21 protein-coding genes and 1 pseudogene are annotated in these 19,611 nt (G+C 39.7%); 20 read left to right on the top strand and 2 right to left on the bottom strand.

The features are described from left to right. Positions 1–73: 73 nt before the first annotated feature. Together rpsT and coaA are read right to left on the bottom strand one after the other, a co-directional pair. Positions 74–322: a 30S ribosomal protein S20 gene (gene rpsT, locus PCY06_RS04610; RefSeq protein WP_008808726.1), complete on the bottom strand. Its 249-nt coding sequence runs from the start codon at positions 320–322 to the stop codon at positions 74–76. A gap of 96 nt (positions 323–418) precedes the next feature. Beyond that, positions 419–1,339, bottom strand: a complete 921-nt coding sequence (coaA, locus tag PCY06_RS04615; protein WP_125414624.1) for a type I pantothenate kinase — start codon at positions 1,337–1,339, stop codon at positions 419–421. Positions 1,340–1,444: 105 nt separating this feature from the next. Between coaA and PCY06_RS04620 the strand changes: the two genes are divergently transcribed. From PCY06_RS04620 to PCY06_RS04715, 20 genes and pseudogenes are all read left to right on the top strand, one after another. Continuing rightward, positions 1,445–2,038, top strand: a complete 594-nt coding sequence (locus PCY06_RS04620) for a class I SAM-dependent methyltransferase (RefSeq protein WP_060553637.1) — start codon at positions 1,445–1,447, stop codon at positions 2,036–2,038. Further along, entirely contained in the window at positions 2,035–3,312 is a 1,278-nt protein-coding gene (locus tag PCY06_RS04625) for a pyrimidine-nucleoside phosphorylase (protein WP_061595731.1), read from the top strand. Before PCY06_RS04620 ends, PCY06_RS04625 begins: the two co-directional genes overlap by 4 nt. A 16-nt stretch (positions 3,313–3,328) precedes the next feature. Further along, positions 3,329–3,991 carry a deoxyribose-phosphate aldolase gene (gene deoC, locus PCY06_RS04630; RefSeq protein WP_061595732.1) on the top strand — a complete coding sequence of 221 codons (663 nt, stop codon included), beginning with the start codon at positions 3,329–3,331 and terminating at the stop codon, positions 3,989–3,991. Beyond that, positions 3,978–4,367, top strand: a complete 390-nt coding sequence (locus tag PCY06_RS04635; RefSeq protein ID WP_008808721.1) for a cytidine deaminase — start codon at positions 3,978–3,980, stop codon at positions 4,365–4,367. Before deoC ends, PCY06_RS04635 begins: the two co-directional genes overlap by 14 nt. A gap of 70 nt (positions 4,368–4,437) precedes the next feature. Then, positions 4,438–5,496 carry a BMP family protein gene (locus PCY06_RS04640; RefSeq protein WP_020992636.1) on the top strand — a complete coding sequence of 353 codons (1,059 nt, stop codon included), beginning with the start codon at positions 4,438–4,440 and terminating at the stop codon, positions 5,494–5,496. 139 nt (positions 5,497–5,635) lie between these two features. Next, positions 5,636–7,171: an ABC transporter ATP-binding protein gene (locus PCY06_RS04645; RefSeq protein WP_125400093.1), complete on the top strand. Its 1,536-nt coding sequence runs from the start codon at positions 5,636–5,638 to the stop codon at positions 7,169–7,171. Then, positions 7,164–8,222, top strand: a complete 1,059-nt coding sequence (locus PCY06_RS04650; protein ID WP_008808718.1) for an ABC transporter permease — start codon at positions 7,164–7,166, stop codon at positions 8,220–8,222. The genes PCY06_RS04645 and PCY06_RS04650 overlap by 8 nt, the downstream gene beginning before the upstream one ends. Before the next feature lies 1 nt (position 8,223). Next, positions 8,224–9,180, top strand: a complete 957-nt coding sequence (locus PCY06_RS04655) for an ABC transporter permease (RefSeq protein ID WP_061594326.1) — start codon at positions 8,224–8,226, stop codon at positions 9,178–9,180. 94 nt (positions 9,181–9,274) lie between these two features. Continuing rightward, positions 9,275–10,141: a GNAT family N-acetyltransferase gene (locus PCY06_RS04660; protein WP_125369875.1), complete on the top strand. Its 867-nt coding sequence runs from the start codon at positions 9,275–9,277 to the stop codon at positions 10,139–10,141. Between the two features lie 45 nt (positions 10,142–10,186). Beyond that, positions 10,187–11,110: a TDT family transporter gene (locus tag PCY06_RS04665; protein WP_125369877.1), complete on the top strand. Its 924-nt coding sequence runs from the start codon at positions 10,187–10,189 to the stop codon at positions 11,108–11,110. A gap of 94 nt (positions 11,111–11,204) precedes the next feature. Beyond that, a complete protein-coding gene (locus PCY06_RS04670; protein WP_048779550.1) occupies positions 11,205–12,113 on the top strand; it encodes a LysR family transcriptional regulator in 909 nt (302 codons plus the stop codon). After that, a complete protein-coding gene (lspA, locus tag PCY06_RS04675; protein WP_045634858.1) occupies positions 12,110–12,577 on the top strand; it encodes a signal peptidase II in 468 nt (155 codons plus the stop codon). The genes PCY06_RS04670 and lspA overlap by 4 nt, the downstream gene beginning before the upstream one ends. After that, complete coding sequence (locus PCY06_RS04680; RefSeq protein ID WP_008808712.1) at positions 12,561–13,451, top strand: RluA family pseudouridine synthase; 891 nt, start codon at positions 12,561–12,563, stop codon at positions 13,449–13,451. The genes lspA and PCY06_RS04680 overlap by 17 nt, the downstream gene beginning before the upstream one ends. A 457-nt stretch (positions 13,452–13,908) precedes the next feature. Further along, complete coding sequence (locus PCY06_RS04685) at positions 13,909–14,673, top strand: (S)-acetoin forming diacetyl reductase (RefSeq protein WP_082307656.1); 765 nt, start codon at positions 13,909–13,911, stop codon at positions 14,671–14,673. A 256-nt stretch (positions 14,674–14,929) separates the two neighbouring features. Next, positions 14,930–16,039, top strand: coding sequence for a glutamate 5-kinase (gene proB, locus PCY06_RS04690; RefSeq protein ID WP_082307655.1), 1,110 nt, complete (start codon positions 14,930–14,932; stop codon positions 16,037–16,039). Between the two features lie 21 nt (positions 16,040–16,060). After that, positions 16,061–17,323, top strand: a complete 1,263-nt coding sequence (locus tag PCY06_RS04695) for a glutamate-5-semialdehyde dehydrogenase (RefSeq protein ID WP_048779554.1) — start codon at positions 16,061–16,063, stop codon at positions 17,321–17,323. Between the two features lie 2 nt (positions 17,324–17,325). Then, positions 17,326–18,132 (top strand): pyrroline-5-carboxylate reductase, encoded by an 807-nt coding sequence (proC, locus tag PCY06_RS04700; protein WP_082307654.1) that lies wholly within the window; start codon positions 17,326–17,328, stop codon positions 18,130–18,132. 65 nt (positions 18,133–18,197) lie between these two features. Beyond that, a complete protein-coding gene (locus PCY06_RS04705; RefSeq protein ID WP_045502884.1) occupies positions 18,198–18,536 on the top strand; it encodes a zinc ribbon domain-containing protein YjdM in 339 nt (112 codons plus the stop codon). Between the two features lie 7 nt (positions 18,537–18,543). After that, positions 18,544–19,176, top strand: coding sequence for a Pr6Pr family membrane protein (locus tag PCY06_RS04710; protein ID WP_048779561.1), 633 nt, complete (start codon positions 18,544–18,546; stop codon positions 19,174–19,176). 260 nt (positions 19,177–19,436) lie between these two features. Then, a pseudogene (locus PCY06_RS04715) lies at positions 19,437–19,601 on the top strand (bifunctional pyr operon transcriptional regulator/uracil phosphoribosyltransferase); the annotation flags it as partial. Positions 19,602–19,611 lie beyond the last annotated feature (10 nt).

A 19,611-nucleotide genomic window follows, 5' to 3' on the forward strand; every position in this document is an offset into this window, starting at 1 on the left:
GGCAAAATCGCATCCTAATGAATTAAGGCGCAAAAAAAGCTCCGAAGAGCTCATTTTGTATGCAGTTAGTTTATTAACCAAGTTTTGCTGCAAGACGTGCTTTATCACGGCTAGCTTTGTTCTTGTGGATCAAACCTTTAGTTTCTGCTTTATCGATAGCTGAGCTAGCAGCGCGGTAAAGTTCTTCAGTTGGGTTTGCTTCAAAAGCTTTGATTGCAGTACGCATAGCTGATTTTTGAGCTGAGTTTTTTTCGTTGTGTTTAACGTTCAATTCAGCGCGTTTGATAGCTGATTTAATGTTTGCCAAGTTTTTCACCTCCAATGTATACTAACTATCTAATTATATATGAAAAGTTCGCATTTGACAAGCCTTAATTATTCTTTTAAAAAAATATCACTTGATTTCAATCAATTATAGTTATTTCTTTAAGTAAATCTCATCAATTTCATGGTTATGAGCTTTATGAAGGATTAATTCAGCTCGATTGCGAGTAGGTTCAATATAATCTTTTAAGTTAACTAAATTAATAGATTTCCATATGTTACGAGCCATTTTCATAACGTCTTCAACCGGTTCTTTAGTGAAGCGATGGTAGTAGTTCTTTGAATCCCGTCTAGCCAAGTCTAGTAATTTACCGAAACGATCAAGATACCATTTCTCAATATTTTCAACCTCAGCATCCACATAAATAGAAAAATCAAAGAAATCTGTTATATAGAGACATTCATTTTGAGGATTTTGAAAAACATTAATCCCTTCAACAATGACGAAATCAGCAACTTGGATTGTTTGTGTCTGATCTGGAACAATATCATAGATTTCATGGGAATAGACAGGTACCTGATAATTTTGTCCGTTTTTCAGGTGATCTAAGAAGTTTAGAAGAAGTTCCATGTTATAACTTTCAGGGAAACCTTTTCTATTTAAAAGATTGAGTTCTTGCAAGACAGAGTTTGGATATAAAAAACCGTCTGTAGTTACCAGTTCAACTTTTGCATTCTCAAAAGTCCTAGACAGTAAAATTTGGAGAAGGCGGCTTGTTGTAGACTTTCCAACAGCTACGCTTCCAGAAACACCGATGATAAAAGGTTGTTTTTTTAAGGTTTTTTGCAGAAAAATTCCTTTTGAAAAAGCAAGATCTTCTTTGGCTCTCTTATAAATTTGAATCAGATTAGTTAATGGTAAGTAGATATCCATAACATCTTGCAAACTAATTTCATCATTAAAACTTTTTATTGAATTTAATTCTTCTTCAGTTAATGGCGGTGTTGTTTTTCTATGTAATTGTTGCCATCTTTCTCGGCTAATTCTATCAAAATGAAGGAATTCGTTTGTCATATTTTTTCTCCTATCAACTTGATTAGTATACCATATTGTTAAAAAAATTGTAGAAAATATTGTAAACGGTTTACATTTTAGGTAAAATTGTGATAAAATTAATTTATGTCGAAGATGTATTTTGCAGAAAATCCGGATGCTAAGCACGATATCCATAAATTACAACTGAATTTATTAGGTCAACCAATGACCTTCCTTACGGATGCTGGCGTCTTTAGCAAGAAGATGATCGATTATGGTAGTCAGGTCCTCCTGTCTACCATAGATTTTTCTATAGGGGATACTATTTTGGATCTGGGCTGTGGTTATGGTCCATTAGGTTTAACATTAGTAAAGTCGCAAGCTGTGAAAGCTACCTTAGTGGATATTAACCTGCGTGCTTTGGATTTAGCCCGAAAAAATGCCGAACTTAATGGGGTTTCAGCGGAAATCTTTCAATCTAATATCTATGATCAAGTAACTGGAGTTTTTGACCATATAATTAGTAATCCTCCTATTAGAGCTGGGAAGCAAGTAGTTCATCAAGTTATTGCAGGTAGCCTTGAGCATTTGACGGTAGGTGGTGACCTAACTATCGTCATACAGAAGAAGCAGGGGGCGCCAAGCGCTAAAGCCAAAATGGAAGAAGTTTTTGGAAATTGTGAAGTTGTCAAAAAAGATAAAGGCTACTATATTTTAAGGAGTGAGAAACTAGAATGAGAGCTGTCGACATTATTCAAAAAAAACGTGATGGTTTTGAATTAACAAAAGAAGAAATTCAATGGTTGATTGATGGTTATGTTGCTGGTACAGTGCCCGATTATCAAATGTCTGCTTTTGCAATGGCTATTTACTTTAAGGGAATGACAACCAGAGAAATTTCAGACTTGACTATGACAATGGTAGGAACAGGTCAGCAAATTGACTTATCAGAAATTTCTGGTATTAAAGTGGATAAGCACTCTACTGGTGGTGTTGGTGATAAGGTCACTTTGATTCTTGTTCCCTTGGTTGCTAGCTTTGGTGTACCAGTTGCCAAGATGAGTGGGCGAGGACTAGGTCATACAGGAGGAACGATTGACAAACTGGAATCTGTAAAAGGATTTCAAGTTGAGCGCAGTCAGGAAGAATTTATCAAACAAGTCCAAGATATCGGTCTTTCTGTAATTGGTCAGTCAGATCAACTTGTGAAAGCTGATAAGTTGCTTTATGCTCTTCGTGATGTGACTGCAACAGTTGACACAATTCCTCTAATTGCGAGTTCTGTCATGAGTAAGAAAATCGCTGCCGGAGCAGATAGTATCCTTCTAGATGTGACAGTTGGTGAAGGCGCCTTTATGAAGAATATCGAAGATGCGCGTCGCCTTGCTCAGACCATGGTTGAGTTAGGTAAAGCTGTAGGCAGACGAACAGTAGCTGTTATTACGGATATGAGCCAACCTGTGGGAACAAGCATTGGTAATCGTTTGGAAATCCTTGAGGCTCTAGAAATTCTTCAAGGAAAAGGCAGAGAAGATGTAACCCATTTTATCTGCGAGTTAGCTCAGATTATGCTTAGCTTAGCAAATGTGGAAAAAACTATAGAGGAAGTTCGCGAGCACATAATGAACGGCTCTGCTCTCAGAAAGTTTGAAGCTATGATTCAAGCACAGGGGGGTGACTTGGAAGACCTTTATAGGCCATCTTCAGCCCAGTATATAGTAGACGTCACTGCAGATCAGTCTGGTTTCATTTCTGAACTACCAGCTATGGAATTTGGTTTGTTTGCTATGCGTTTAGGTGCTGGTCGAGCAGTTAAATCTGACAAACTAGACTATGAAACAGGAATTGTTTTTGAGAAAAAAGTTGGTGAAGCTGTTCAGGCAGGTGAAGTAGTTGCTAAAATCTATGCCAACCAAAAAATCTCTGAGGAAATGCTTACAGAATTCAAAAAAAATGTTAGAATAGATGTCGAACGAAAAAAAGTAAGCGAAATCATTGAGGTCATTTCTTGAGTTTAAAGGAGAAAAAATGAAATTGAACAAATACATTGACCATACTCTTTTAAAGCCGGAAGCAACAAAAGAGCAAATTGAAAAAATAATTGAAGAAGCCAAAGAATATGATTTTGCAAGTGTCTGCGTTAATCCGACTTGGGTAAAGCTTGCAGCTGAAGAACTAAGCGGATCTGATGTAAAAGTTTGTACAGTTATAGGTTTCCCTTTGGGGGCAACCACTCCTGAAGTAAAGGCATTTGAAACAAAAAATGCGATTGAAAATGGGGCTGATGAAATCGATATGGTAATCAATATTGGCGCTCTCAAGTCTGGTAACTTGGATTTGCTTGAAAAAGATATTCAAGCAGTAGTAGAAGCAAGTGGTGAGAAACTTGTGAAGGTTATTATTGAAACATGCCTTTTAACGGATCAAGAAAAAGTTTTGGCCTGTCAAATTTCCCAAAAAGCTGGAGCCGACTTTGTAAAAACATCGACTGGCTTTTCAACTGGTGGTGCCACTGTAGAAGATGTAGCTTTGATGAGACAAACAGTTGGTCCTGATATGGGCGTTAAAGCATCTGGAGGTGCTCGTTCTTATGAAGATGCTCAAGCTTTTATTAAGGCTGGAGCTACTCGGATCGGAGCTTCATCGGGCGTTGCTATCATGAAAGGGGAAACAGCTAGTGGCAACTACTGATTTAATCGATTTGGCCGTAGAGACAAGCAAAAATGCGTATGTTCCATATTCTCACTTTCCAATTGGTGCTGTACTAGTTGCTAAAGATGGCCGTGTCTTCACTGGAGTTAATGTTGAGAATGCTAGTTTTGGTTTGACAAACTGTGGTGAACGAACAGCAATATTTAAAGCAGTTTCTGAAGGAGCACTTGAGTTTGAAGAGCTGATTGTCTATGGGCAGACAGAAAAGCCAATTTCTCCATGTGGAGCATGCCGTCAAGTGATGGCAGAATTTTTTAATAAAGATCTAAAAGTGACATTAGTCGCTAAAGATAAATCGACGGTCGTGATGACGGTCGGGGAATTACTTCCATATTCTTTTACCGACTTAAAATAGTTGGTAGTCTGGGTCATCTGACCACACAATTTTGCAACATTGTTGCATATCTTATTTAGGAGGTTCAGAAATGAACAAGAAAAAATGGCTAGGCCTTGGTCTAGTAGCTGTCGCAGCAGTAGGACTTGCTGCATGTGGTAACCGTGCGTCTCGCTCAAATAGCAATTCAGATGCTAAAACAGATCTGAAAGCTGCTATCGTAACCGATACTGGTGGTGTTGATGACAAGTCATTCAACCAATCAGCATGGGAAGGTTTGCAAGAATGGGGTAAAGAAAACGGTCTTTCAAAAGATCATGGTTTCACTTACTTCCAATCAACAAACGAATCAGAGTATGCTAACAACCTTGAGCAAGCTGCATCAAGTGGTTATAAAGCAATTTTTGGTATTGGATTTGCTCTTCGTAACGCTGTAGAAGCTGCTGCCAAAGACCACTCAGACATCAACTATGTCATCATTGATGATGAAATCAAAGGTCAAGACAATGTCGCTTCTGCTTTGTTTGCAGATAACGAAGCAGCTTATCTTGCAGGTGTAGCTGCAGCGAAAACAACTAAAACAAAAGTTGTTGGATTTGTAGGTGGTATTAAAGGTGCCGTATTGACTCGTTTTGAAAAAGGTTTCGAAGCTGGTGTTAAATCAGTAGACCCATCTATCAAGATTGATGTTCAATATGCAGAATCATTTGGTGATGCTGCTAAAGGTAAAACAATCGCCGCTGCACAATATACAGCAGGTGCTGATATCATTTATCAAGTAGCTGGTGGTACAGGTGCTGGTGTCTTCAACGAAGCGAAGTCAATCAATGAAACAAGAAACGAAAGCGAAAAAGTTTGGGTTATTGGTGTGGACCGTGACCAAGAAGCCGAAGGAAAATTTAAATCTAAAGATGGTAAAGAATCTAACTTCGTTCTTGCTTCTACCTTGAAAAAAGTTGGTGGAACAGTTAAAGACATCGCAACCAAAGCATCTAAAAACCAATTCCCTGGTGGTAAAACAACAGTTTATGGTTTGAAAGATGGTGGTGTTGATTTGACAACTAAAGCTTTGTCAGATGATGCTAAAAAAGCAGTAGAAGATGCTAAAGCTAAAATTCTTGACGGAAGCATCAAAGTTCCTGCAGAATAAAATTCAAACATTGACTCTCAGGAAGCGATCTTAGAGAGGTCGCTTCTTTGAGATTGAGGCAAAAGGTTTTGTCTCAATAGAGCTTACTAACTCTTAGTAGGTTCTATTGAAATAAAAATTTTGAAAGGATGGGATCACAATGACACATGAAAATGTCATCGAAATGCGGGAGATTACCAAAATTTTTGGACAATTTGTTGCAAATGACAAAATTAACCTTCATCTTCGTCGTGGTGAAATTCATGCTCTTTTAGGAGAAAACGGAGCAGGTAAATCTACTTTGATGAATATGTTGGCAGGATTGCTTGAGCCTACTAGTGGTGAAATTGCAGTAAATGGGCAAGTTGTTAAACTAGACTCACCGTCGAAAGCAGCCTCTTTAGGTATTGGAATGGTGCACCAACACTTTATGCTGGTCGAAGCATTTACTGTTGCCGAGAATATTATTTTAGGAAGTGAAATTACTAAGAATGGTGTTCTAGACATCAAAAAAGCAATCCAAGAGATAAAAGAATTATCTGAAAAATATGGACTTGCCGTAGATCCTTCTGCAAAAATCGAAGACATTTCAGTCGGCGCTCAACAACGTGTTGAAATCTTAAAAACTCTTTATCGTGGTGCTGACATCCTTATTTTTGACGAACCAACAGCTGTATTAACGCCAGCTGAAATCGACGAATTGATGATCATTATGAAGAACCTTGTCAAAGAGGGGAAATCGATTATTTTGATTACGCACAAGTTGGATGAAATTCGTGCAGTTTCTGATCGTGTTACAGTTATTCGTCGTGGTAAAAGTATTGAAACGGTTGAGATTGCTGGTGCTACAAACCAAGATCTTGCTGAAATGATGGTAGGACGTTCTGTTTCATTTACAACAGAAAAAAATCCTCCACAACCAAAAGAAGTAATTCTTTCAATCAAAGATTTAGTTGTTAATGAAAACCGTGGTATTCCAGCTGTCAAGAATTTATCACTTGATGTTCGTGCAGGTGAAATTGTTGGTATTGCCGGTATTGACGGAAATGGACAAAGTGAATTAATTCAAGCGATTACTGGTTTGCGTAAAGTTAAATCAGGAACTATTAATATCAAAGGTAAGGACGTAGTTGGCTTACCTCCTCGTAAGATTACGGAAATGAAGGTCAGTCACGTTCCTGAAGACCGCCACCGTGATGGTTTGGTCCTTGATATGACTATTTCTGAAAATATTGCTTTACAAACTTACTATAAAGAACCACTGAGCAAGAATGGTATTTTGAATTATACTAATATTCATAATTATGCTCGTAAACTGATGGAAGAGTTCGATGTTCGTGCGGCAAATGATTATGTTCCTGCATCAGCTCTATCTGGAGGAAACCAGCAAAAGGCAATTATTGCTCGTGAAGTGGACCGTGATCCAGATCTTCTAATTGTTAGTCAGCCTACACGTGGATTAGACGTTGGTGCGATTGAGTATATCCATAAACGTTTGATTGGTGAGCGTGATAAAGGAAAAGCAGTTCTTGTTGTCAGCTTTGAATTGGATGAAATTCTCAATTTATCTGACAAAATCGCTGTTATTCATGACGGTAAAATTCAAGGTATCGTAACGCCAGCTGAAACCAATAAACAAGAACTTGGTATTTTGATGGCCGGAGGAGAATTAAAGAAGGGAGATTCTAATGTCTAAGAAAACACAGCAGATTGCCGTTCCTTTGATTTCTGTCGTTCTTGGGATTTTACTCGGTGCGATTATCATGTGGATTTTTGGCTACGATGCTATTTGGGGGTATGAAGAACTTTTCAAAACAGCCTTTGGTACTCTAAGAAGTTTGGGAGAAATCTCTCGTGCAATGGGACCGTTGATCTTAATTGCCCTTGGTTTTGCAGTGGCTAGTCGAGCTGGCTTCTTCAACGTTGGTTTGCCTGGTCAAGCCTTGGCGGGATGGATTACTGCCGGTTGGTTTGCCTTATCATTTCCAAATTTACCGCGTCCACTTATGCTCATCATGACTGTATTCCTTGGTATTGTAGCGGGTGGTATCATTGGTGCGATTCCTGGTATTTTACGTGCTTACCTTGGAACATCAGAGGTCATTGTAACGATCATGATGAACTATATCGTTCTATATGTTGGTAATGCCTTTATCCATAGTTTCCCGAAATCTGTCATGCAGAGTGTGGATTCTAGTATCACTGTAGGTCCTAATGCCACCTACCAAACAGAGTGGTTGCGTGCTTTGACCAATAATTCGCGGATGAACATCGGAATCTTCTTTGCAATTATTGCAGTTGTTCTTGTATGGTTCCTTCTTAAGAAAACGACACTTGGTTTTGAAATTCGTTCAGTTGGTATCAATCCACATGCAAGTGAGTATGCTGGTATGTCAGCAAAACGTACAATTATCCTTTCAATGATTATTTCTGGTGCCCTTGCTGGTGTCGGAGGTGTAGTAGAAGGACTTGGTACATTCCAAAACGTATATGTTCAAGGTAGCTCATTAAGTGTTGGTTTCAATGGTATGGCAGTTAGTCTTCTTGCAAGTAATTCTCCTGTGGGAATTCCTTTTGCAGCCTTCCTGTTTGCAGTACTTCAAGTTGGAGCTCCAGGTATGAATGTTGCAACCATTCCTTCAGAATTGGTCAGCATCGTAACAGCATCTATCATCTTCTTTGTAAGTGTTCATTACATTATTGAACGTTTTATCAAACCACGCAAACAAGAAAAGGGAGGTAAATAAGATGAATTTTGTCTCAATGCTAAATTTGTTAGTGTCGTCAATGCTTATTTATGCAGCTCCTTTGGTCTTCACTAGTATCGGTGGTGCCTTCTCTGAACATTCAGGTGTTGTTAACGTGGGACTTGAAGGTATCATGGTAATGGGTGCTTTCTCAGGGGTTGTTTTCAACCTAACGTTTGAAAGTACTTTTGGAAGTTTAACGCCTTGGCTAGCCCTTTTGATCGGAGGAATAGTCGGACTTATTTTCTCACTTATCCATGCAGTTGCTACTATCAACTTCCGTGCAGACCATGTTGTCAGTGGTACTGTTTTGAACTTGATGGCCCCTGCCTTGGCAATTTTCTTAGTAAAAGCTCTTTACGGAAAAGGTCAAACTGATAACATTCGAGTTTCTTTTGGTAAATTTAATTTCCCAATCTTGTCTGATATTCCTGTTATTGGAGATATCTTCTTCAAGCACACTAGTCTGATGGGTTACTTGGCTGTAGGTTTTGCCTTTGTCGCTTGGTTCATCATGTTTAAGACGAAATTTGGTCTTCGTCTTCGCTCTGTTGGTGAACATCCACAAGCTGCAGATACACTGGGAATTAATGTTTATCTGATGCGCTATTGGGGAGTAATAATTTCTGGATTCCTCGGTGGTGTCGGTGGAGCGATCTACGCACAATCAATCTCAGTTAACTTTGCTGCAACAACAATCATTGGACCAGGTTTCATTGCTCTAGCGGCTATGATCTTTGGTAAATGGGATCCAATTGGAGCAATGCTTTCAAGTCTTTTCTTTGGATTATCTCAAAGTTTGGCAGTTATCGGAAGTCAATTGCCATTCCTATCTCATGTTCCAGCGGTTTACTTGCAGATTGCGCCTTACGTTTTGACAATTCTTGTCCTAGCACTCTTCTTCGGAAAAGCTGTAGCACCTAAGGCGGATGGTATTAACTATATCAAATCTAAATAAAGTGAAACAGGAAATTTCCTGTTTCTTTTTTGTTTTTATGGAGAGTAAAATTGTATTATGTGGTATAATGTCCATAACAATTTAGGAGTGTAAGATGAATATACAAGTAAGAATTCAATTGTCTGACAAAGAAAAGAATGATGCGTTTTCGATAGTAAAAGAATGTAACCAAGTAGATCAGACATATAGAATTCCATATTTAGACAGCAATTATAATGACAATCCCAACATGCCTGCTTTTATCTTAGCGTTTGTAGACGAGGCTTTGGTTGGCTTTCTATCAATATATGCTGATGAACCACATGAAGCAGAAGTGTCTATTTATGTTGCTCCTGCTTATCGCTGTCAAGGCATAGCTAAGGCACTAGTAAATGAATTTAAGAAGACTGCTAAGCGTTATCAGCTTATTAATATCCATTATATTTCAGAAACGAATTTTTTAGATCGATATCCAGATTTTTGGAATAAATATTCTGCTAACATAGATGAGAATGAGATTTGGCTGGAACAAGATTCTCGTCAATTCTATTTGGAAGATGTTTCAGACATAGAAGTTGCTTTAGCAGACCTAAGTTTAATTAGTGATATCGCAAATTTTCAATCGCAAGAGTTTGGTACTACAATGACTTGTGCAGAAAAGTATGCCAGAGAGGCTGTACTTGATGAAACTTGTCGCTTATATGTTTTACGCAAGGATGGAAGAGTTCGTGCATCTTGTTCGGTAGATGTCAGTTTAGGAACCAATTACTTATTTGGTTTGGCAGTGGAAAAAGGGTATCAAGGCCAAGGATTAGGGTCCTATCTAGTCAAATATATTCTAAACGATTTACACAAAATCAATGGGCGACTTTGTCAAATAGTTGTTGAAGTTGTAAACACTGGTGCCTTGAGATTATATCAAAGGTTGGGTTTTGAGAAAAAGTCGGAAATAGTTTACCTGGAAAGAAAAGATAATTTATAAAAAGGTCATGGTTAGTTTAACTTTAGCCATTTTGGAGAAGAAATTATGAAGATAAAGAGAAGAGAACCCTTGTTGGTCCAATCTGGTCTAGTATTAGGTTTGTTAGCTATTGGAAACTTGATCGGAAGTTTGAGTCAGATTTTACGGTATTTCTTTGCTGGGCTAGCAGTTTTCTTTTTAATTCATTTGATATTTGGTATGGTCTCATATAAAAAACTGGTTAGAAAACAGTTAAGAGATCCTCTCATTGCATCTGTCTTTCCAACTTTCTTCATGCAAGGGATGTTGCTTTCAAGCTATCTGGCAAGCTGGACATTTTGGGGATCTTGGACCATGTTCTTGGCTCGAATTCTGTGGTGGATTAGTTTTATCAGCTTAGTCTTTTTGATGATTTATTATTTCTTTTCGTTTCTTATTCCTTTCAAGTGGGAAAATGTTTATCCTTCTTGGACTGTTCTCTTTGTAGGAATTGGCGTAGCTCCTTTGACAATCTTTGTTTCTGATCAATTCTTTCTTGGGCAGATAATCTTTTGGTATTGTCTTCTTGCTACCATTCTAGTTTTGCCAATTGTTTTTTATAAGACTTTTAAGATTGGACTAACAGAAGCGATTCTGCCGAATATGACGACGTTTTGCGCTCCGGTTTCATTGATAACAGCGGCTTATGTAGCTAGTTTCCCAAATCCAAACAATCTTTTGCTCTTATTCCTTATCGTTTTTGGGCAGATACTTTATTTCTTTATTCTATATCAACTTCCAAGTCTTTTGAGAAGACCTTTTTCTGCAGGATTTTCCGCCTTTACTTTTCCTTTAGTGATTTCAGCAACAGCCCTAAAAACTTTCTTATTGCATTATAATATAGGAATTACTGGACAAATTATTTATGTATGTGAAGTGCTAATCGCTTTAGTTGTTGTTCTAAGAGTAACTTTCCTGTATTTAAAAGACATATTTGCATTATCAGAATAGTGTAAAAGAGGATCTCTAGTTTAGAGACCCTCCATTTCTTTATGAAAGAACGAATTTATGGTATAATATCAATACTTTACATGAGGAAGATAAAATGAATATTCAACAATTACGATACGTGGTTGCTATTGCAAATAGTGGAACTTTTCGAGAAGCGGCAGAAAAAATGTATGTCAGCCAACCGAGTCTTTCCATTTCCGTGAGAGATTTAGAAAAAGAGCTTGGTTTTAAGATTTTTCGGAGAACTAGTAGTGGGACCTTTTTAACTCGTCGAGGAATGGAGTTCTATGAGCGGGCTCAGGAATTGGTAAAGGGCTTTGATATTTTCCAAAATCAGTATGCTAATCCTGAGGAAGAAAAGGACGAATTTTCTATTGCTAGTCAGCACTATGATTTCTTACCCCCTCTTATCACAGAGTTTTCAAAGTTATATCCAGCATATAAGAATTTTCGGATATTTGAATCGACTACCGTCCAGATTCTAGATGAAATAGCCCAAGGTCATAGCGAGATAGGAATCATCTATCTTAACAATCAGAACACTAAGGGAATTATGCAAAAAATAGACAAGCTTGGTTTAGAAGTTATTGAGCTCATTCCTTTCCAGACGCATATTTATCTAAGGGAGGATCATCCGCTGACCAATAAAAAAGAATTGATTATGGATGATTTGACTGACCTACCTACCGTTCGATTTACTCAAGAAAAAGATGAGTATCTCTATTATTCTGAAAACTTGGTGGATACCAGCGCTAGTTCCCAGATGTTTAATGTGACCGACCGGGCCACATTGAATGGTATTTTAGAAAGAACAGATGCCTATGCGACTGGATCAGGTTTCTTGGATAGTAATAGTGTGAATGGCATTACAGTGATTCCAGTCAAGGATGCTCTAGATAATAAAATGGTTTATGTCAAACGTTCTGAGGTTGAACTATCTCAAGTTGGAGAGGCATTTGTAGCTGTTATGAAAGAATATTTTGAGAAGAAGAGAAAAGTATGAGAAGAAAAATAACCATTCCCCTTACGATTGTCTTGCTGATTGTTTTAGATCAGTTGGTTAAGTGGACTATTGTCTCTAATATTAAATTAGGTGAGGTTAAGGGATTCATTCCTTCAATCATGAGCCTAACATATCTTCAAAACACAGGAGCTGCTTTTTCTATTTTAGAGAATCAGCAGTGGCTCTTTACAATTATCACACTCCTTGTGATTGGAGGAGCCATCTGGTATTTGATAAAAAATATAAAAGGTTCATTTTGGCTTATCAGTGGGTTGACCTTGATTATTGCAGGTGGTTTAGGTAATTTTATTGATCGCTTGCGCCAAGGATTTGTTGTCGATATGTTCCAAGTTGATTTTATCAATTTTGCAGTCTTTAATGTTGCGGATACCTATCTAACTTTTGGAGTTTTAATCATGCTCCTAGTCATCATAAAGGAAGAAACTAATGGAAGTGAAAGTTGAGCAGGCTGGGGCGCGTTTAGATAAAGCCGTCGCTGATTTAACTGATTTGTCAAGAAGCCTAGCTAACGAGCAAATTAAGACAGGCAAGATTTTAGTGAATGGCTTGGTAAAAAAAGCTAAGTACACTGTTAAAGAGGGCGATGTCATTTCTTACGAACTACCAGAGGTTGAGGAAGTTGAGTATGTTCCTGAGGATATTCCATTAGAAATCGTCTATCAAGATGAGGACGTGGCAGTTGTCAATAAACCTCAGGGAATGGTAGTTCATCCTTCTGCAGGTCATACAAGCGGTACGCTAGTCAACGCTCTTATGTATCACATCAAAGACCTGTCTGGCATCAATGGTGTTCTCCGGCCCGGGATTGTCCATCGGATCGACAAGGACACTTCAGGGCTTCTCATGATTGCAAAAAATGACCAAGCCCATGTGGCTCTGGCTGATGAGCTCAAGGATAAGAAATCCCTACGCAAGTATTGGGCTATTGTTCATGGAAATCTACCTAATGACCGTGGAGTGATTGAAGCACCGATTGGCCGCAGCGAAAAAGACCGCAAGAAGCAGGCTGTGACGGCCAAAGGCAAGTCAGCTCTGACGCGTTTCCAAGTCTTGGAACGTTTTGGTGACTATAGCTTGGTTGAGCTTCAGTTGGAAACAGGACGAACTCATCAAATCCGCGTTCACATGGCCTACATCGGACACCCTGTAGCTGGAGATGAGGTCTATGGACCTCGTAAGACTTTAAAAGGACATGGCCAATTTTTGCACGCGCGAACGCTGGGCTTTACCCATCCTCGAACTGGTGAAGTGTTGGAATTTACAGCTGAAGTGCCAGCAATTTTCCAAGAAACCTTGAAAAAGCTACGTCAAGAATAATCAGATTCATTCATTATTAAAATACAAAACAGTCCCTAGGAGCTTTTGAAGCTGCTTGAGGCTGTTTTTTTATATTAAAGAGGAGAAATTAATCATGTGCCAAGTTAAATTTCCCTATCACCCGAATATCTATCAATTAGAGTTTAGCCCAATCAAGCCTAATCAAGATAGTTTAGTTATGACATATCGGAACTGTGCTTTATCCCCAAATTTCATAACCAAAAAAATTAAAGTAATGCTACAAGTTCCTAATATACCTGCTACAAGATACATCATAGGATTTATCAATAATCTATAAAACTGCAAAAATTTGACACAGTTTTCACATAGTTGTATAATCGTACCATAGCTCTGACAGAAGTTTCATAATGAAATTTTTTGCCATAACTAACTTGTAAACCCTTTGCTGTTCAGCTATGAACGTGTCGCGGTATCATGGATACCAAGGAGGAATCATATGTCAAAAGTTGCTATTGTTACAGGTGCAGGTCAAGGGATTGGTTTTGCGATTGCAAAGCGCTTGGTTCAAGATGGATTTAAAGTCGGACTATTGGACTATAATGCGGAAACTGTTGAAAAGGCTGTTGCAGAGTTATCTGCTACTAAGACCTTTGCTGTAGTTGCAGATGTGTCTAAACAAGCAGAGGTAGCTGCCGCCTTCCAAAAAGTCGTTAATCATTTTGGGGATTTAAATGTTGTTGTCAATAATGCTGGTGTAGCACCAACAACACCACTTGATACCATCACAGAAGAACAATTTACACGTACTTTTGCCATTAACGTAGGTGGCGTCATTTGGGGATCTCAAGCTGCTCAAGCACAATTTAAGGCTCTTGGCCATGGAGGCAAGATTATCAACGCTACATCTCAGGCAGGTGTTGTGGGAAATCCAAATTTGACAGTCTACGGTGGTACGAAATTTGCGGTTCGTGGAATCACTCAAACATTAGCGCGTGATTTAGCCGACTCTGGAATTACAGTTAATGCTTATGCGCCAGGTATCGTGAAGACACCAATGATGTTTGATATCGCTCATGAAGTTGGTAAAAATGCTGGCAAAGATGATGAGTGGGGGATGCAAACATTCGCTAAAGATATCACGCTGAAACGTCTCTCTGAACCAGAAGATGTTGCAGCAGCTGTTAGCTTCCTAGCAGGGCCAGATTCAGACTACATTACTGGTCAAACTATTATCGTTGATGGTGGCATGCAATTCCATTAAGAAATGTTCAAAAGATTTGTTCAAAACTGTGATCGATTGGTCGCAGTTTTTTACGTTCTTAATAGAAAAGATTTTAGTTAGTTGAAGCTATTTTATCAAAGATAGCTTTAAAATTGACGAACAGTTATTTAAGGCTCGCTGTATACCGTTCAAGTAAAATAACGTCCTTCAACCCCTCGACCGCTTCAATCACGGTCGTTTTTATTTTCCGTAAATCATGGTATAATAAGACAATCTAGCAGTGAAGGAAAAGGAAATGAAAGCAAAGCGAATCGTATTTAAAGTGGGAACTTCGTCATTGACAAATGCAGATGGCAGTCTGTCACGCGCCAAAGTAAAGGAAATTACTCGGCAGTTGGCTCTTTTGCATGAGGCGGGACATGAGTTGATCTTGGTCTCATCAGGAGCTATTGCGGCAGGTTTTTCTTCTCTGGGCTTTAAAAAGCGTCCGACCAAAGTGGCGGATAAACAGGCTTCAGCTGCGGTAGGACAGGGTTTGCTTTTGGAGGAATATACAACCAATCTTCTTTTGAAACAAATCATATCTGCTCAGATTCTTTTGACCCAGGATGATTTTGCAGATAAGCGGCGTTACAAAAATGCCCATCAGGCCTTGTCTGTCTTGCTGAATCGTGGCGCTATTCCTATCATCAATGAAAATGACTCGGTGGCTATTGAGGAGCTCAAGGTCGGGGATAATGATACACTGAGTGCTCAAGTGGCTGCCATGGTTCAGGCAGACCTCTTGGTGCTCTTGACAGATGTCGATGGACTCTACACGGCTAATCCCTCTATCAATCCAGATGCCCGCCGGCTTGAAAAGATTGAGAAGATTTCTTCTGAGTTGATTGATATGGCAGGTGGCGCTGGATCAAGTAACGGAACTGGTGGCATGCTGACAAAGATTAAGGCTGCAACTCTGGCGACCATGTCTGGTGTTCCGGTCTATATCTGCTCCTCGCTCAAGAATGATGCTCTGCTGGAAGCTGCGGAGGAAACCAAGGATGGCAGCCTCTTTTTAGCTCAGGAAAAGGGACTAAAAACGCAGAAGCAATGGCTGGCTTTCTATGCTAAAAGTCAAGGGGAAATCTATGTAGACCAAGGAGCAGCCGACGCTCTCAGAAACAATGGTAAAAGTTTGTTGGTGTCTGGTCTTGTATCTGTATCGGGTAGCTTTGCCTATCAAGATACAGTAACGGTTTACGAAGAAGGTAGCGGAACTATTCTTGGTAAAGGGCGCGTGCGTTTTGGCAAGTCAGCTCTTAAAGATATGCTCAAGTCCAATAAACCTAAAGGTGTTGTCATTCATCGGGATGACTGGATTTCTCTGACACCGGAGTTGAATGATTTATTTGCAGAATTTTAGAAGACGAGGAAAGGAGAAGCGATGACCTCAACGCAAGCAATTTTTGAAAAGGTTCAGAAAGTCAAGAAGACGATCAATACGGCCACAACTACTGAGAAAAACCATGCTTTAGAAGAAATGGCAAAGCAGCTCTGGTTTTCTCGTGCGGATATTTTGACAGCTAATGAACTGGATATGACCGCGGCTAAAGGTAAGATTTCAGATGTGATGTTGGATCGCCTCTATCTAGATGAGGAGCGGATTGCTGCTATGGCAGAGGGCATTCGCCAGTTGATTGACTTGGAGGATCCTGTAAGGCAAGTCTTGGAAAGGACCGAGCTTGATAACGGCCTTGTCATCAGTAAAATGCGAGTGGCTATGGGCGTGATTGGTATTATCTACGAAAGTCGGCCCAACGTCACCTCTGACGCTGCGGCTCTGGCCCTAAAGAGTGGTAGCGCAGTCGTTCTCAGAAGTGGCAAGGATGCCTATCAGACAGCGCTAGCAATTGTCACAGCTTTGAAAGAAGGCTTGGCTCAGACGGAGATTTCGCCGGATTGTATCCAGTTGGTTTCTGATACCAGCCGGGCTTCCGCCCAGGCTATGATGAAGGCCAAGGGTTATCTGGATTTGCTCATCCCTCGTGGTGGCGCGGGACTGATTCAGGCGGTTGTAGAAAATGCTACTGTGCCAGTTATTGAGACAGGTACTGGAATTGTTCATATATATGTAGATAAGGACGCTGATCAGGACAAGGCTTTGGCGATTATTGAGAATGCCAAGACCAGTCGCCCCTCAGTCTGCAATGCCATGGAAGTGCTACTGGTACATGAAGAGATTGCAGCTGCATTTTTACCACGTTTGCAGAAGATTTTGGTGACAGATCGTGATGCTGTACAAGAAAAGTCTGTTGAATTACGTTTGGATGAGAAAGCGGCACAGTATATCTCGAGCTCGCAAGCTAGACCGGAAGATTTTGATACCGAATTTTTGGATTATGTCTTAGCGGTCAAGCTGGTTTCTTCGCTGGAAGAAGCGGTGGAGCATATTGAGGCTCACAGCACTCATCACTCGGATGCCATTGTGACGGAGAAGTCTGCAGCGGCAGCTTACTTCACAGAGCAGGTGGATAGCGCAGCAGTTTATGTAAATGCTTCAACCCGCTTTACAGATGGCGGTCAATTTGGCCTTGGCTGCGAAATGGGTATTTCTACTCAAAAACTTCATGCCAGAGGTCCTATGGGGCTGAAAGAGCTGACCAGCTATAAATACGTCATCCAAGGGACTGGTCAAGTGAGGAAATAATGATGAAAATTGGATTTATCGGTCTGGGGAATATGGGCGGCAGTCTCGCTCGCCTAGTTGCCCAAGATGAAAGATATAGAAGTGAATTACTCCTGGCTAATCGCAGTCGTGACAAGGCTGAAAAGATTGCTGCGGAACTTGGTGGCCAGCCTGTCAGTAATGCAGAAGTTTTTGCTCAGGCAGAAGTGATTTTCCTTGGCATCAAACCAGCTAAATTTGCTGACTTGCTAGCTGAATATCAGGAAATTATAGAAAAACGAGATTCTCTTCTGCTGGTTTCGATGGCTGCTGGTTTGCCTTTGGTGCTATTAGAGAAATTAACACCTAGCCACCATCGTTGGATTCGGATCATGCCTAATACACCAGTAGCCGTAGGTGAGGGTGTTATTACCTATAGCTTATCTCACCAGGCGAATCAAGTAGACGAAGATTTGTTGCGTGAGCTTCTGTCTTCTGCTGGTCTTTTGGTCAGACTAGAGGAAAAACAGTTGGATGCAGCGACTGCTCTTGCTGGCTGTGGACCAGCCTTCGTTTATCTCTTTATAGAAGCTTTAGCGGATGCTGGTGTTCGAGCAGGACTCAGTCGCGATATATCGCTTGAGCTTGCCAATCAGACTCTTTTAGGCGCTGCAAAGCTAAGCCAAGCCAGTGGGCAACATCCTGCCCAGCTCAAAGACCAGGTCTGCAGTCCAGGCGGATCGACCATTGCAGGGGTAGCTAGTCTGGAAGAAAATGCCTTTCGAGGAACAGTCATGGATGCCGTTCAAGCTGCCTACAAGAGGACCCAGGAATTAGGGAAAAAATCCTAACTAGTTTGTCAAAAGTCGCAGAATAGAGTATAATAAATCAGTATATTTTTAAAAGGGAGAAAATAATGAACACTTTACCAAATTGTCCAAAATGTAACTCAGAATATGTCTATGAAGATGGTGCACTTTTAATTTGCCCAGAATGTGCTTATGAATGGAACCCAGCTGACGTTCAAGAGGTAGAAGAAGGAGTGGTAGCTATTGATGCCAATGGCAATAAGTTGGCTGATGGTGACACTGTTACCCTAATCAAGGACTTGAAAGTCAAAGGTGCACCTAAAGATCTCAAACAAGGTACACGTGTGAAAAATATCCGCATTGTAGAAGGTGACCACAATATCGACTGTAAGATTGACGGCTTCGGTGCGATGAAGCTCAAGTCAGAGTTTGTAAAGAAAATCTGAGGTAAGTATGAATCGTAGATTGATTTTTGCATATCGTATCATACTCTTTTTTCTAAGCTTCCTCGGAGTATATCTCGAAATATCTAAATATGGTTGGGGTATGCTCATGTATTATACAGTCCTGTCAAATCTTTTAGTTTTGCTTTTTACTGGCTACCTTATCTATCTCATGACAAGAACAGATGATAAATGGCAGTCAGCAGGAGTGCTTAGAGTCAAGGGTGGTGTAACCATGTCTATCATGATTACTTGCGTGGTTTACCATCTTTTACTGGCCCCAATTGCGACAGACTTTTATCGTTTAGAGAATTTCCTTTGTCATTATATAGTTCCCCTTGCTTTTCTTTTGGATACTTTAGTTTTTGACAAAGCCCGTCAATACCGTTGGTTTGATCCTATTTCTTGGACAAGCGTCCCTTTGATTTACATGATTTTTTCACTGATTAACGGTTTTGTTCTCAAGATTGATATTCCAAGATCCAAGGACAATCCGTTTCCTTACTTTTTTCTAAATGTCTTTAAACACAAATGGCCCTATGTCATCAAGATGTGCTTAATCATCTTTGTAGCCTATCTGGTCTTTGGATTTATCTTTTACGGTGTAAAATCGTTCTCTTTTTCAAAGAAGAAAGCTTCTTAAAAAGAGACAAATGATAAATTAAACACAATTTTGTGATTACCTATGCATAAAAATACATTTTTCTCTTGAATTAGTTTTTAATTTGTGATAGAGTATTAACAATTAAATAATCCTTTAATTCTATCCAGAGAGATAGACAAGGAGCAAGTAAAATGATAGGTGGAGTGTAAGCAAGTGCGTCTTGTTTTAGCTTGCCTGATTAGATTTTTCTGAGGTCTCCTTGTATGAGGAGGCTTTTTCTGTTGTTTGAGGAGGAATGAATGAAAACAAAAGAAGTAGTTGATGACATCACCATGAATCGTGCGATTACGCAGATTATCTATGAAATCATTGAGCGCAGCAAGGACCTAAACCAAGTTGTTTTGGTTGGCATTAAGACCCGGAGGGTTCACTTGGCTTATCGCATTCAGAAGCGACTGGCTCAGTGTCTTTGTC

The organism is Streptococcus sp. SG1 (genome assembly GCF_030439935.1).
Classification (GTDB): Bacteria; Bacillota; Bacilli; order Lactobacillales; family Streptococcaceae; genus Streptococcus; species Streptococcus gordonii.